Genomic DNA, 14,491 nt, shown 5'->3' on the forward strand with positions numbered 1-14,491 from the left:
AGTTGGGCAGCAGTGGCTGGATTCCCTGATTTCTTAATTTAAAGGTGAGGAAACAGTATGAATTCTGAACAAATGAAACAATTTGAAAAAGCAAAAAAATTATCAGCAGAAAATAAGTGGCGAGATGCTGCAGCAATTTTTCTTGATCTGCGTAACCAGGTAGATGATAAAGAAATAATAATATGGGCAACCAAGGCACTTTACAATTCAAATCAGTTTAAGCTCGCATACCAGGTCGCTGTTCAATCTCCACAGGTGTTTGCAAATAATTTAGATTTTCTTGTGCAAGTTTGTCTGAAGGCCCAACATTTTATTTCCACTCGGGCGATGATTTTACGCCAGCTTGAGGAAGTTGCTAACAAGTTGCTCCCATTAGTTCAAGATGCTGAAGCAAAGTATCGTCAAGAGTTTAAAACGACAGTTCAAAACCAGTTACGTGCTTTTTACCATCTTGGCGACTATCCACTGGTAGAACAACGAAAACGATTATTAGCAGCGGATCAACTTCCAATGGCTGATTTTATGGTTGGTGCTAAGTTTTTACTTCGCGATCCGTTTACCCATCAATTTGTTAAGGCGGATATTTTAAATATTCTGCAACAAATTAAATGTCAGGAAAAAATCGCAATGCTCTGTATTGATGAAAAAGAACACCAAATTGTTCCAGCTAAATTATCAATGGTCTATCAAAATCCACTGATAGCTGAGTGTCAAAAAATATTAAAAGATCAGCTAGAGCAAACCGATCCGCAGATTTTACGGGCTTTATTAATCCAGTTAGATCTTCAGGCAATTCTTTTGAATCCGTTGATCGATGAAGTGATTACTGATCCTAAGGAATGGGTCAACGTAATGTTAAAACGAGCGACAACCGGTGAATATTCTAGTAAAAACAAGCATATTATTCATTGGCAAGAGAAATTAAACCAATTCATTGATAAATTACAATAAAAACATGATTTAAATTATTTACAAATCGACGGATAGTTGATATTATGTTATAGAATTCTTCTTGAGAGCCATTTGATTAATCTTTTCATTGGCGAAAAGAAGTAGTACAATATCCATAAGGGTGTGTCAGTTATTTTTCTGAAATGACTGGCATTATACTTGTAAATTCACAGGAGGTTTTCATTAATGGCTGAAAAAGAACATTATGAACGTACAAAGCCCCATGTAAACATTGGTACTATTGGCCACGTTGACCATGGGAAGACTACTTTAACTGCTGCTATCACTAAGGTATTATCAGAAAAGGGCTTGGCTAAGGCTGAAGACTACGCTGATATCGATGCAGCTCCAGAAGAAAAGGAACGTGGTATCACTATTAACACTGCCCACGTTGAATACGAAACTGAAAAGCGTCACTATGCTCACATCGACGCTCCAGGGCACGCGGACTACGTTAAGAACATGATCACCGGTGCCGCACAAATGGATGGTGCTATCCTTGTTGTTGCTGCAACTGATGGTCCTATGCCACAAACTCGTGAACACATTCTTCTTGCCCGTCAGGTTGGTGTTCAATACATCGTTGTATTCTTGAACAAGACTGACTTGGTTGACGATGATGAATTGGTTGACTTGGTTGAAATGGAAGTTCGTGACTTACTTAGCGAATACGATTTCCCTGGTGACGATGTTCCAGTTATTCGTGGTTCCGCTCTTAAGGCACTTGAAGGTGACCCAGAACAAGAAAAGGTTATCCTTCACTTGATGGATGTTATCGATGACTACATCCCAACTCCAAAGCGTCCTACTGACAAGCCATTCATGATGCCTGTCGAAGACGTATTTACTATCACTGGTCGTGGTACTGTTGCTTCTGGTCGTATCGACCGTGGTACTGTTAAGATCGGTGACGAAGTTGAAATCGTTGGTTTGACTGAAGACGTTCTTAAGTCAACTGTTACTGGTTTGGAAATGTTCCACAAGACTCTTGATCTTGGTGAAGCCGGGGACAACGTTGGTGTATTGCTTCGTGGTATTTCACACGACCAAATCGAACGTGGTCAAGTTCTTGCTGAACCAGGTTCCATCCAAACTCACAAGAAGTTCAAGGGTGAAGTTTATGTTATGACCAAGGAAGAAGGGGGTCGTCACACTCCATTCTTCTCAAACTACCGTCCACAATTCTACTTCCACACAACTGATGTTACTGGTACTATTGAATTGCCAGATGGTGTAGAAATGGTTATGCCTGGTGATAACGTTACATTTACTGTTGAATTACAAAAGCCAGTTGCCCTTGAAAAGGGTCTTAAGTTCACTATTCGTGAAGGTGGACACACTGTTGGTGCCGGTGTTGTATCCGACATCTTAGACTAATTTAATTATTAGTTTCAGTGAGAAAAAGGTTCGGTTTTCCGGGCCTTTTTTCTTTTTTAAATTTTAATCTGATCGAATTCTTTGATTAGTTGCAATTACTACTTACGTACGGTAAACTAGTAGAGTATGTAAAGACCAGCCTGATTAGTGTTTGGTCAATCTGATGTATATTGGAGGAAATAAAATGTCAGCAAAATGGGAACGCGATAGCGACGCCAGCAAAGGTACTTTGACATTTGAAATTGATGTCGACACTATTAAGAAGGGACTTGACGAAGCCTTCGTAGAAACCAAGAAGAAGATTACTGTTCCAGGTTTCCGTAAGGGTCGTGTACCTCGTCAAATCTTTGACCAAATGTACGGTGAAGAATCTCTTTACCAAGATGCTTTGAACAAGGTATTGCCACAAGCTTACAGTGATGCAGTTAAGGAAGCTGGGATTGAACCAGTTGCTCAACCACAAATTAACATTAAGAGCATGGAAAAGGATCAAACTTGGGTATTGACTGCTACTGTTGACGTTAAGCCTGAAGTAAAGCTTGGCGACTACAAGGGTATGGAAGTTCCAAAGCAAGATACCACTGTTAGTGATGCTGATGTTGACGCTGAACTTGAAAAGAAGCGTCAACAACAAGCTGAACTTGTATTGAAGGAAGGCAAGCCAGCTGAAAAGGGTGACACTGTTGTTATCGACTACGAAGGTAGCGTTGATGGTAAGAAGTTTGACGGCGGATCTGCTGACAACTACTCCCTTGAATTAGGTTCAGGCTCATTTATTCCTGGTTTCGAAGATCAATTAATCGGTCACAACACCGATGATGATGTTGATGTTAAGGTAACCTTCCCAGAAGACTACCACGCTAAGGAATTAGCTGGTAAGGATGCTATTTTCAAGGTAAAGGTTCACGAAATCAAGGAAAAGCAATTGCCAGAACTTGACGATGACTTTGCTAAGGACGTTGACGAAGACGTTGATACTCTTGCCGAATTAAAGGACAAGACTAAGAAGCAATTACAAGAAAACAAGGATAACCAAGCTAAGGCTGCTATTGAAGACGCAGCTATTAACGCAGCGGTTGAAAATGCTGAAATCCAAGACATTCCACAATCAATGTTGGATGAAGACACCAACCGTCAAATGCAACAATACTTAGCTGGTATGCAGCAACAGGGTATCAGCCCACAAATGTACTTCCAAATCACTGGTACTAAGGAAGATGATTTGAAGAAGCAATTTGCTGCTGATGCTGAACAACGTGTTAAGACTAACCTTGTTCTTGAAGCAATCGTTGACGATGCTAAGTTAACTGCTACTGATGACGAAATCAAGAACGAAATCAGTGATCTTGCTAAGCAATACGGCATGAAGGAAGACCAAGTTAAGAATGCCTTATCTGAAGACATGCTTACACATGATATTAAGATTCGTAAGGCCGTTGACTTGGTAGCTGATTCTGCAAAGCAAGTTGAAAAGGCTGACGACAAGAAGGAAGATAAGTAATCACTTCTTATCAGCTAAATACTTTTAGAAAAGGGACCGTAGTGGAGTACTCCATTACAGTCCCTTCTTCTAACTTTGATTATTTTTATAAACTAATAATTCGAATTAATCATATAAGTCTGTTATTATAGGACCAGTAGATTTAATAGGAGGCTACAATCCATGTTTGAAGATACTAGTGGTATGGATTCAGTCCACTGTTCATTTTGTGGAAAGTCACAGGATGAAGTTAAGAAAATTGTTGCAGGGCCTGGGGTATACATTTGTAATGAATGTGTTGCTCTGTGCCAAGAAATTATTGATCAGGAACTTGAAGAGGACCGGAAAAATAGTACATTCAAGGTGCCAACTCCTGAAGAAATTATGAGTAAGTTGGATGATTACGTAATTGGTCAATCTGACGCTAAAAAAACATTATCAGTTGCGGTTTATAACCACTATAAGCGGGTTAATGCAATGACAACTGGTGATAATAATGATACTGAATTACAAAAGAGTAACATTGCAGTGATCGGGCCTACTGGTTCGGGGAAGACTTACTTGGCTCAATCATTAGCGCGGATTTTGAATGTTCCCTTTGCAATTGCGGATGCTACCACTCTTACTGAAGCGGGGTACGTTGGTGAAGATGTTGAAAACATCATTTTGAAGCTCCTTCAAGCTGCAAACTTTGATGTTGAAGCTGCTGAAAAAGGCATCATTTATATTGATGAAATTGATAAGATCGCCAAGAAGAGCGAGAATGTTTCAATTACCCGTGATGTTTCCGGTGAAGGGGTTCAACAGGCCCTTTTAAAGATTCTTGAAGGGACAATTGCTAATGTTCCGCCTCAAGGGGGACGGAAGCACCCACAACAAGAATTTATCCAGGTCGACACGAAGAATATTCTCTTTATTGTTGGTGGGGCCTTTGATGGGATTGAAACAATCGTCAAAGAACGCCTTGGGGATAAGACAATCGGATTTGGTACTAACTCAGACGAAGCAGCCAATGTTACCGAAAAGAACATTTTGCAACATGTTATCCCTGAGGATCTGCTAAAGTTTGGTTTAATTCCCGAATTTATTGGACGGCTCCCAGTAATGACGGCATTGCAAAAGCTTGATGAAGATGACCTTGTTCGGATCTTAACTGAACCAAAGAACGCACTTGTTAAGCAGTATCGGGAGTTAATTCGTTTGGATGGAAGTGAATTAAGCTTTACTGATGGTGCTTTACGGGCAATGGCTCAATTAGCAATCAAGCGTAATACTGGTGCCCGTGGTCTTCGTTCAATTATTGAAGATGTAATGCGTGATGTCATGTTTGATTTACCAAGTCGTAAAGATGTTGAAAAGGTAATTATCGATAAACGTTGCGTAACTCAACACACAGAACCACGTTATATTATGAAGGGTGAAAAGGAAGCTTCATAATTTAGAGAAAGGTGAGTGCAAGCTAGTGCAAGTCAATAATGTTGATTTAACAATTAGTGCCGTTGAACCGAAACAGTATCCCGCAACTGATTACCCAGAAATTGCGCTTGTGGGCCGTTCTAACGTTGGTAAATCGTCACTAACAAACGTCCTTATTAATCGCCGTAACTTTGCTCATACGTCCAGTCAACCGGGTAAAACTCAAACTTTGAACTTTTATAACGTTGAAGATCAACTATACTTTGTGGATGTTCCTGGCTATGGTTATGCCAAGGTTTCTAAAAAAGAACGGGAACGTTTCGGAAAGATGATTGAAGAATATTTGACAACGCGGCAGCAATTGCGGGGAGTAATTCAGTTAGTTGATGGTCGCCATAAGCCTACAGCTGATGATGTTTCAATGTATCAATGGCTTGCCTATTATAATATTCCGACCCTAATCGTTGGGACGAAGATTGATAAGGTTAAACCAAATGCTCGAAATAGGGTGAAAAATGATGTTATTAAAACACTAGATCTGGCGCCTGAAACGTCGTTGGTTCTTTTCTCTGCGGTAAAAAAGCAGGGTAAAGATCAAGTTTGGGATTGGATCGAACAGCGAATTGGGGAGGAATAATGCTAAATGGATTTTAATCAATATCAAAATGCGGCAAAGCGAACGCTCTACGGTAATGAACAAGTATTAACTAATTGTGCTTTGGGACTAGCTGGTGAATCTGGCCAGGTCGTTGATCTAGTAAAGAACTATACTTTCCGTGGACGGAAACTTGATCGTCAGCAACTAATTCATGAAATGGGCGATGTCCTCTGGTACCTTTCACAGGTCGCAGAATGGGCTGACATTCCATTTGATGAAGTGGCAACGACAAATATTGAAGAATTAAATAAGCGTTATCCGCAAGGGTTTAAAAAGCAGGATTAACAAAGAAAGAGGCCGGAAAACAATTTGTTTTCTGGCCTCTAATTATTAATAATATTTAATTTAATCCTTCTTATCGTCCTTTTTGTCAGCTTTATCTTTATACTTTGCGGAATCTTTTGGTTGCTTCTTCGTCTTTTTGGGATCAACCGCAAACTGATCAAAAAGTTTATCTAGCTGCATACTTCGGCGAGTAACAAGTCCCATTATTAACACTTCCTCTAGTTTTTTCATACTCTAGCATAAAAAGGCAGGAAAGTACAATTATGTGGACAGATCCTTTGCGTTGCCTCCGTAATTTAACGTATAATTAATACCTAGCAATTTAAGTGGAGGAATCTTTATGGCAAGTGAACATCTTGAACATAAACTGGCATTATTACCAGATAAACCTGGTTGTTATTTAATGAAAAACATCAATGATCAGATTATCTATGTCGGCAAAGCCAAAAACTTAAAAAATCGAGTTCGCTCTTACTTTAAGAGTTCACATACGGGAAAAGTTGCCAAGATGGTTTCTGAGGTGGCAGATTTTGAAACGATTGTTACTTCAACAAATAAGGAATCATTTTTGCTTGAAATCACGCTAATCCAAAAGCACCAGCCTTATTTTAATATCAAGTTAAAGCGAGGAACCGGCTATCCGTATATTAAGATCACAAATGAACGTGATCCGCGAACAATGATTACTGGCCAAGTAAAAAAGGATGGTGCCTACTACTTTGGACCATACCCAAATGTGTATGCGTCTGAAGAGACCTTGCATTTTATCCAAAAGGTTTACCCATTACGGCGGTGCAATGGTTTTCAAAACCGTCCATGTTTGTATTACCATATGGGGCAGTGTTTGGGTGCCTGCTTTAAGACGGTTCCAAAAGAAAAATATGATGAGCAGATTAAACGGATCAAATCCTTCTTGAATGGAAATACTGCAAATGTAAAGCGGCAGTTAACAAAACGAATGAATGATGCTGCTGCAAATTTAGAGTTTGAACGGGCAGCTGAAATTCGCGACCAACTCCATTACATTAAGGTAACTGTTGAAAAACAGAAGATTATTTCTAACGATCAAACGCCTCGCGATCTCTTTAATTTCTATATGGATAAGGGCTGGCTTTCAATTCAAGTCTTCTTTATCCGCCAGGCCCGACTCATGAAACGAGAAAAAAGGTTATTCCCGGTAGTTGATACGGACGTAGAAGAAATGACCAGTTTTATTCTTCAGTTTTATAACCGGCGGAATAATGTCTTGCCCAAGGAAATTTTACTCCCCAAGGGATTGCCAAATAAGGAAATTAGTGAAATCTTAGGGGTGCCAGTAAGAACACCAGAACGCGGTGAAAAGCGTGATCTAATGGAAATGGCTCGTGAAAATGCTCAACTGTCTCTTGATGAAAAGTTCCGCCTTCTTGAATTGGATACCCGAAAAACAACCGGGGCAATGAAAGAGATTACGGATGCACTTGGCTTACCAGAGGGTCACAAGATTGAAGCATTTGATCATTCGCACATTCAAGGGGCGGATCCGGTTAGTGCAATGGTTGTTTTTGTCGATGGTGAACCAGCAAAGAAACTTTACCGGAAGTATAAACTGAAAAGTGTGATTAATCACGCGGACGAAGCCGCAAGTACTCGCGAGGTAATTCGTCGTCGCTATTCGCGTCTGTTGAAGGAAAATAAGCCAATGCCGGATATGATTTTTATGGATGGTGGCGAAATTCAAATGAATGCCGTTAAGGACGTCTTGGAAAATGAACTAGGTCTCGATATTCCGGTAGTTGGAATGGTTAAGAATGATAAGCACAAGACGGCTGATCTTCTTTTTGGTGAGCACGATGAACATATTAACCTTGATCCACGAAGCCAGGGATTTTACCTAGTTCAGCGGATTCAGGATGAGGTTCACCGCTTTGCAATTACCTTCCACCGGCGCGTTCATGCTCGACATTCGATGGCTTCACGGCTCGATGCAATTAAGGGTGTTGGACCACGAACACGGACAAAGTTACTGCAGAATTACGGTTCAATTCCTAAAATTGCTGCGGCATCAGTAGAAGAGATCCATTCATTAGGAATTAACATGAAGACTGCGCAACTAATTAAAGTTTCACTTCAAGGAAATGCGGACGTGGCCAAGGGCAGTAGTCACGATTGATTTTGACGCTGGTAATTTTTTCCAATATACTTGTATTTAGAACATAGGAACGGAGAAATCAACTTATGAACACTTTTGTTGATCAAATTAAAATTGAAGCTCACGCTGGAAAGGGTGGAAACGGAATGGTTTCCTTCCGGCGTGAAAAATACGTACCTAATGGTGGACCATCCGGTGGTGATGGTGGCCATGGAGGCAATATTGTTTTAAAAGTCGATGAGGGATTACGAACCCTGATGGACTTCCGCTACCACCGAATTTTTAAGGCAAAGAATGGTGGAAACGGGATGAGCAAGCAGATGACTGGCCCAAGTGCTGAAGATACCGTAATCAGTGTTCCTCAAGGGACGACGGTTCGCGATCTGGACACTGGTAAAATCATTGGTGATCTCGTTGAAAACGGTCAGACCTTAGTTGTGGCTAAGGGTGGCCGTGGTGGTCGTGGTAACATTCACTTTGCAAGTGCGAAGAATCCGGCACCAGAAATTGCGGAAAATGGTGAACCTGGACAAGATCGTTACCTTGAACTTGAATTAAAGATGTTAGCAGACGTTGGACTGGTTGGATTCCCATCTGTTGGGAAGTCTACCCTGTTATCTGTTGTTACGGGTGCTAAGCCGAAGATTGCGGCGTATGAATTTACGACATTGGTCCCTAATTTGGGGATGGTGCTGTTACCTGACGGCCGTGACTTTGCAATGGCTGATATGCCAGGATTGATTGAAGGGGCATCTAAGGGTGTTGGTCTTGGATTAAAGTTCCTCCGGCATATTGAACGGACCCGGGTTCTCCTTCACTTGGTTGACATGAGCAGTGATGATCCTAAGCAAGCAATTGAACGGTTTAAGAAGATTAACCATGAATTAGCTAACTATGATCCTGAACTATTAAAGCGTCCACAAATTGTTGTTGCGACGAAGATGGATCTGCCGAATGCCGAGAAGAATTTGGCTGCCTTTAAGAAGGATCTTGCTGCTGATGATACTCTTGAAAAGCAACCTGAGATTTTCCCAATCTCTGCGGTTACTCACCAAGGGGTTCAACAGTTAATGCAATTAACAGCTGACTTGTTAGATAAGACGCCAGCGTTTGATAGTGAGAGTCATGACGAACAACTTGAAGCGGTCTACAAGGCTGAAGCACCAGAGAAGGATCAAGCCGACTTTACGATTAGTCGTGATGAAGACGGTACGTGGGTCCTTGGTGGGGAAAAGCTTCTGCGGTTGTTTAAGATGACCGACTTGACCCACGAAGAAAGTCAATTACGGTTTGCCCGTCAACTCCGTCATATGGGTGTTGATGAAGCATTACGGGCTAAGGGGATCAAGGATGGCGATACCGTTCGAATTGATAAGTTTGTTTTTGAATTTGTACAATAATAAATAAAAATCAGAAGGAATTGAGGAAAGAGCATGCAGCTTGAATTTTTAGGAACTGGAGCCGGCTCACCGAGTAAACAGCGAAATGTTACTAGTGTTGCCTTAAAACTTTTGGAAGAACTAAATGAGATTTGGTTATTTGATGCTGGAGAAGCAACCCAACACCAAATTCTCCATACAACCATTCGGCCACGAAAGGTTACAAAGATCTTTATTACCCACCTTCATGGGGATCACATCTTTGGACTACCAGGTTTTTTAAGCTCACGGTCCTTCCAAGGTGGAAATGAGCCACTCACAATTTACGGACCCGTTGGGATTAAGCGCTTTGTTACAACGTCCCTTCAGGTAAGTGAATCACGGTTAAGTTACCCGCTAAGATTTGTGGAAATTGATCATAACCAGGAGTTATTTAATGAACGGGGATTTAAAGTGACTACCATGTCACTTGACCATAAGATCGCTTGTTATGGTTACCGGATCGAAGAAGCAGACCACCCTGGTGAATTACAGGTTGAAAAATTACGTCAAGCCCATATTCCTTCTGGACCAGTTTATGGTCAGTTGAAAGCTGGTGAAACAGTAAAGCTTGATGATGGTAGAGTGGTTGACGGAAAAGACTACATTGGCAAGCCACAACCAGGACGGATTGTTGCCATCCTCGGTGATACTCGGCAGACACCAAATGCAGTCGTGCTTGCCCATCAGGCAGATATCCTTGTTCATGAAGCAACGTTTGCTAAGAACGAGGCTAAGATGGCTCATAACTACTACCACTCAACTAGTCTTCAAGCGGCAGAAGTTGCTAAGCAAGCAGGCGCAAAGAAACTATTGCTAACTCATATTTCAGCACGTTATACCGGGAAGGCTGCTTACCAGTTGGCATACCAGGTACGTGACGTTGTTCGGGATACCAGGGTAGTAAATGATTTTGATGTTATTGATATACCATTTAAAAAATAGGTAATTGGCAAGGAGGCCTTTAAGATGAAAAAGAGGTTCAAACAACTGCGATTCTTAAAAAATAAGGTTGTATTGATCACTGGTGGCGATAGTGGGATTGGTAAAGCATTGGCTCTTGAAGCTGCTCGTCGGGGTGCGATTGTTATTGTGGTCGCACGTAACAAGAAGCATCTAGAAAAGGTTGCTAACCAATGCTTGATTTTGTCTGGTCGTCCAGCATTTTCTTATGAATTAGACGTTACTGATCCAGACCAGATTGATGCGGTATTATCCCAAATCCAACATGAGGTTGGTGGGATTGATGCCCTTGTTAATTCTGCGGGATTAGGTGATTTTGCACCAGCAACCGGCGAATCATTTACCACTCTTAAAAGAATGACTGATGTGAACCTCCTTGCCCTCATGTACATTAGTCGTTGTGTTGCCCGGCAAATGATGGATCAAGGTTATGGAGCAATTATTAATCTGGGTTCAATTGCTGGAAAAATTCCAACCCCTAACAGTGCTGCATATTCTGCAACCAAAGCAGGTGTAAACCAATTTGATAATGTTTTACGGATGGAAGTAGCTGATTATGGAGTCCAGGTCTTAACCGTTAATCCTGGTCCAATTGATACACCATTCTTTGAAAAGGCTGATGTTCAAGGAAAATACCGCGCACACTTGCCAAGGTGGATGTTTGTTTCACCAACTGAACTTGCTGAACAAATTTGGAATAATGTCGGTTATAAGACACGCGAAATTAACCTGCCGGGTTACATGGGTTGTCTCAGTTGGATCTACAGTATCATTCCAGGACTTGGTGACTGGGCGATTAAAAAGTTCTTTGATTTTCAACAAAATAAGCGAGAACTATAATTGACTCTCGTGGCAATGGGAGGCTAGGAAAAATGGTTTGTTTTTCCCAGCTTCTTTCTTGATTTTAAAAATGAATGGTGGTTTGAATGGTAAAAGCACAGTATGATTGGCAACGGATAAAGGCACCGGATAAGCAGGTAGTTAGCCAACTGAGTCAAGAACTCTCGATAAGTCCTGTGATTGCCCGCTTATTAGTTGAGCGGGGGATTACTAGTTTAGATACGGCTCATAGTTATCTTCAGCCGTCAATGGAGATGATCCATGATCCACACCAGCTCCATGATATGGATAAGGCGGTTAAACGGATTCGGGAAGCAATGGAAAATGAAGAACAGATTACTGTTTATGGTGACTACGATGCGGATGGCATCACCAGTACCGCTTTGATGTATGAGGTCCTCCGGGATGCCGGAGCAAATGTTAATTATTATGTTCCTAACCGCTTTCGTGATGGATATGGTCCCAATGCGGATGCATACCAACGAATTGTCGAGCAGGGGACCAAGTTGATTATCACTGTTGATAATGGTGTCAGTGGTAAAGCGGTGATTGACCCAGTAATGAAGCAGGGAATTGATGTGATTGTAACAGATCACCACGAAATGCCAGAAGAATTACCCGATGCTTATGCAATTGTGCACCCTCGTTACCCAGGTAGTGATTACCCATTTGCTGATCTATCTGGAGTTGGGGTAGCATTTAAGGTTGCTTGGGCGCTGATGGATGAATTCCCTGAAGACTTTCTTGACCTAGTTGCCATTGGTGAAATCGCCGACGTGGTTAGTGTGACTGATGAAAATCGGCCATTGATTATGGCTGGGATCCAAGAGCTTCGTCAGGGGATGCGACCGGGACTATATGCCTTGATCAAGGAAGCCGGGGTCAGTGAGCAATATTTGACCGACCAGGATATTGGCTTTGTGATTGCTCCTCGGCTAAATGCATTAGGCCGGATTGCGGATGCTAACGATGGCGTTAAGCTCTTAACCACTCTTGATGAAGACCAGGCGGGAAAATTAGCCAAGATGGTTGATCAAGCGAATAATAAGCGCCAGGAATTAGTAAATGAAATTATGGCTGAGGCTCAGCAGCAGTTAAGCCAATTAGACCAAGCTCAACCAGTATTCTTGATAGTCGGTCATGACTGGCATCAAGGAGTGCTAGGGATTGTTGCTAGTCGCTTGATGGATCAAATCGGGAAGCCGGTAATTGTTGCTAGTTCGAATGATGATCAATCAATTGCTAAGGGTTCCGGTCGAAGTGTTGATAGCTTTAACCTATTTGCGGCATTGGATAGTCACCGGGAGTTGATGACGTCATTTGGTGGTCACCCGGCTGCGTGCGGTTTGAGCTTTGATGTTAGTAATCTTGAAGCTCTGCGGAATGTGCTAGTTGAAGAAGCACAGAAGCAGGGATTTGATGGTCGGGAAAAACAGCCATTAGAGATTGCTAGCTCGATTAATCCAGCAAAGATTAATATGCAGTTGTATGAACAATTGGTAGCTCTTTCGCCATTTGGACCGGGAAATGAACAACCAATTTTTGAATTAGCTCCTGACCAGATTGATGATATTGTGACCATGGGGAAGGATAATTCACACCTAAAATTTACGGTAAGTGATGGCCAGACGAAAGTTACGGTGATTGCCTTTGGAAAGGGACAATTAGCGCCAATCCTAAAATCGGCAGTTGCAAGCCAAGTTAATCTGGCAGTTAAGCTTTCAATTAATGAGTGGCGAGGGAAGCGGACGGTCCAATTAATGCTTACGGATATTTGCGTTGATGGTCCGGTAATCCTTGATCAACGAACCAATAAACTGAATCCCCAACTTTTTAATGAACAAGGCTATTACATCGCGTTTGATAAAAAGTTGCGAGATAATATCCAGCCCCACCTTCCTAATGGACAGGCATTATCACCAGAAGAAGCACTGGAGACCGATTTCTCTGGGCAACAGGTAACGTTGGTGGACTGTCCGCCAAGTTTGAAAGAGTTTGAAAAATTATTTAGTAATGATCAGCATGCTCCATCATTGATCCGCTTATTTCTATTCCAACCGCACAGCGTCTACCTAAACGGGATGCCAGTTCGGGACGAATTTGCCCGATTATATCGGCTCGTGGTTCAGGTACCGCAGATTGATTTAAACCGCCAGTTGAACCAATTAAGTACACGGTTAAGGATTAATGCAGAACGATTAATTTTTATGTTAAGAGTGTTTTCTGCGGCTGGATTTGTTACAATAAAAGATGGTATTTTAAAACCAGTCAGTGATGTGGATAAAACTGACATTAAAGAAACAAGCCCATATCAGCGGCGCATCGCCCAGTATAAAGCTGAACAAGTATTATTATTTAGCGATAGTAAGTTCCTGACAAAGTGGGTATTAAACTGTCTAAACATACATTAAAGGAGACAATTTTTTCTTATGACTTTAGACCTCTACAAGTACGTTGCGAGTGTTCCAGATTTTCCGGAAAAGGGAGTAACTTTTCGGGATATTTTACCGTTAATGGCTAATGGAGCAGCTTTTAAGCAGGCAACTGATGAACTTTGTGACTATGCAAAGGATAAGCAAGTTGATATGGTTGTTGGTCCTGAGGCACGGGGCTTTATTGTTGGTTGCCCAATTGCCCGCGAGTTGCAGGTTGGGTTTGCTCCAGCCCGAAAGAAGGGCAAACTACCACGGAAGGCCGTTAGTGCAAGTTATGATCTGGAATACGGTCAAGCAACTCTTCAAATGGAAGCCGATTCAATTAAACCAGGCCAACGTGTTTTGGTCGTAGATGACCTTTTGGCTACTGGTGGTACTATTTCCGCAACCATTAAGATGGTGGAAGAAATGGGTGGAATTGTTGTTGGATGTGCCTTCTTAATTGAATTAAAGGATCTTCATGGTCGAGAAAAGATCAAGGACTATGATATGAAGGCCTTAATGGAATTCTAGTGTCAAAAAATAGGGGTAATTATT

The 14,491-nt window shown here is 41.7% G+C and carries 13 protein-coding genes; 12 read left to right on the forward strand and 1 reads right to left on the reverse strand.

All coding sequences use genetic code 11. The features are described from left to right. Window positions 1-57 precede the first annotated feature (57 nt). The 6 genes from NFR46_RS02895 to NFR46_RS02920 all read left to right on the forward strand — a co-directional run bounded on the left by NFR46_RS02895 (window position 58) and on the right by NFR46_RS02920 (window position 6,167). On the forward strand, window positions 58-951 hold the full coding sequence (locus NFR46_RS02895) for a hypothetical protein (RefSeq protein ID WP_251574535.1): 894 nt from the start codon (window positions 58-60) through the stop codon (window positions 949-951). 186 nt (window positions 952-1,137) lie between these two features. After that, window positions 1,138-2,328, forward strand: a complete 1,191-nt coding sequence (gene tuf, locus NFR46_RS02900) for an elongation factor Tu (RefSeq protein WP_251574537.1) — start codon at window positions 1,138-1,140, stop codon at window positions 2,326-2,328. Window positions 2,329-2,512: 184 nt separating this feature from the next. Beyond that, window positions 2,513-3,829 (forward strand): trigger factor, encoded by a 1,317-nt coding sequence (tig, locus tag NFR46_RS02905; protein WP_251574539.1) that lies wholly within the window; start codon window positions 2,513-2,515, stop codon window positions 3,827-3,829. Window positions 3,830-3,991: 162 nt separating this feature from the next. Then, complete coding sequence (gene clpX / locus NFR46_RS02910; RefSeq protein ID WP_251574541.1) at window positions 3,992-5,245, forward strand: ATP-dependent Clp protease ATP-binding subunit ClpX; 1,254 nt, start codon at window positions 3,992-3,994, stop codon at window positions 5,243-5,245. Window positions 5,246-5,270: 25 nt separating this feature from the next. Continuing rightward, on the forward strand, window positions 5,271-5,861 hold the full coding sequence (gene yihA / locus NFR46_RS02915; protein ID WP_251574543.1) for a ribosome biogenesis GTP-binding protein YihA/YsxC: 591 nt from the start codon (window positions 5,271-5,273) through the stop codon (window positions 5,859-5,861). 6 nt (window positions 5,862-5,867) lie between these two features. Beyond that, a complete protein-coding gene (locus NFR46_RS02920) occupies window positions 5,868-6,167 on the forward strand; it encodes a nucleoside triphosphate pyrophosphohydrolase family protein (protein ID WP_251574545.1) in 300 nt (99 codons plus the stop codon). Between the two features lie 60 nt (window positions 6,168-6,227). Here the strand turns inward: NFR46_RS02920 and NFR46_RS02925 are convergent, their stop codons facing one another. After that, entirely contained in the window at window positions 6,228-6,371 is a 144-nt protein-coding gene (locus NFR46_RS02925; RefSeq protein ID WP_251574547.1) for an SPJ_0845 family protein, read from the reverse strand. 136 nt (window positions 6,372-6,507) lie between these two features. Between NFR46_RS02925 and uvrC the strand changes: the two genes are divergently transcribed. From uvrC to NFR46_RS02955, 6 genes are all read left to right on the forward strand, one after another. After that, window positions 6,508-8,319 (forward strand): excinuclease ABC subunit UvrC, encoded by a 1,812-nt coding sequence (gene uvrC, locus NFR46_RS02930; protein ID WP_251574549.1) that lies wholly within the window; start codon window positions 6,508-6,510, stop codon window positions 8,317-8,319. Window positions 8,320-8,384: 65 nt separating this feature from the next. After that, entirely contained in the window at window positions 8,385-9,698 is a 1,314-nt protein-coding gene (obgE, locus tag NFR46_RS02935) for a GTPase ObgE (protein ID WP_191683738.1), read from the forward strand. A 33-nt stretch (window positions 9,699-9,731) separates the two neighbouring features. Beyond that, complete coding sequence (gene rnz / locus NFR46_RS02940; protein ID WP_251574551.1) at window positions 9,732-10,661, forward strand: ribonuclease Z; 930 nt, start codon at window positions 9,732-9,734, stop codon at window positions 10,659-10,661. A 24-nt stretch (window positions 10,662-10,685) separates the two neighbouring features. Then, window positions 10,686-11,519: an SDR family NAD(P)-dependent oxidoreductase gene (locus NFR46_RS02945; RefSeq protein WP_251574553.1), complete on the forward strand. Its 834-nt coding sequence runs from the start codon at window positions 10,686-10,688 to the stop codon at window positions 11,517-11,519. An 86-nt stretch (window positions 11,520-11,605) separates the two neighbouring features. Then, window positions 11,606-13,930: a single-stranded-DNA-specific exonuclease RecJ gene (gene recJ / locus NFR46_RS02950; RefSeq protein ID WP_251574555.1), complete on the forward strand. Its 2,325-nt coding sequence runs from the start codon at window positions 11,606-11,608 to the stop codon at window positions 13,928-13,930. A gap of 18 nt (window positions 13,931-13,948) precedes the next feature. Then, complete coding sequence (locus NFR46_RS02955) at window positions 13,949-14,467, forward strand: adenine phosphoribosyltransferase (RefSeq protein WP_191683742.1); 519 nt, start codon at window positions 13,949-13,951, stop codon at window positions 14,465-14,467. Window positions 14,468-14,491 lie beyond the last annotated feature (24 nt).

Source organism: Limosilactobacillus agrestimuris (assembly GCF_943193105.1).
Taxonomy (GTDB): Bacteria; Bacillota; Bacilli; order Lactobacillales; family Lactobacillaceae; genus Limosilactobacillus; species Limosilactobacillus agrestimuris.

Excerpts from the sequence above, each read along its gene's own strand:
- clpX (WP_251574541.1), top strand. The coding sequence starts at position 3,992 with ATGTTTGAAGATACTAGTGGTATGGATTCAGTCCACTGTTCATTTTGT.
- NFR46_RS02945 (WP_251574553.1), top strand. The coding sequence starts at position 10,686 with ATGAAAAAGAGGTTCAAACAACTGCGATTCTTAAAAAATAAGGTTGTA.
- NFR46_RS02895 (WP_251574535.1), top strand. The coding sequence starts at position 58 with ATGAATTCTGAACAAATGAAACAATTTGAAAAAGCAAAAAAATTATCA.
- recJ (WP_251574555.1), top strand. The coding sequence starts at position 11,606 with ATGGTAAAAGCACAGTATGATTGGCAACGGATAAAGGCACCGGATAAG.
- NFR46_RS02955 (WP_191683742.1), top strand. The coding sequence starts at position 13,949 with ATGACTTTAGACCTCTACAAGTACGTTGCGAGTGTTCCAGATTTTCCG.
- obgE (WP_191683738.1), top strand. The coding sequence starts at position 8,385 with ATGAACACTTTTGTTGATCAAATTAAAATTGAAGCTCACGCTGGAAAG.
- tig (WP_251574539.1), top strand. The coding sequence starts at position 2,513 with ATGTCAGCAAAATGGGAACGCGATAGCGACGCCAGCAAAGGTACTTTG.
- NFR46_RS02920 (WP_251574545.1), top strand. The coding sequence starts at position 5,868 with ATGGATTTTAATCAATATCAAAATGCGGCAAAGCGAACGCTCTACGGT.
- rnz (WP_251574551.1), top strand. The coding sequence starts at position 9,732 with ATGCAGCTTGAATTTTTAGGAACTGGAGCCGGCTCACCGAGTAAACAG.
- NFR46_RS02925 (WP_251574547.1), bottom strand. The coding sequence starts at position 6,371 with ATGGGACTTGTTACTCGCCGAAGTATGCAGCTAGATAAACTTTTTGAT.
- uvrC (WP_251574549.1), top strand. The coding sequence starts at position 6,508 with ATGGCAAGTGAACATCTTGAACATAAACTGGCATTATTACCAGATAAA.
- tuf (WP_251574537.1), top strand. The coding sequence starts at position 1,138 with ATGGCTGAAAAAGAACATTATGAACGTACAAAGCCCCATGTAAACATT.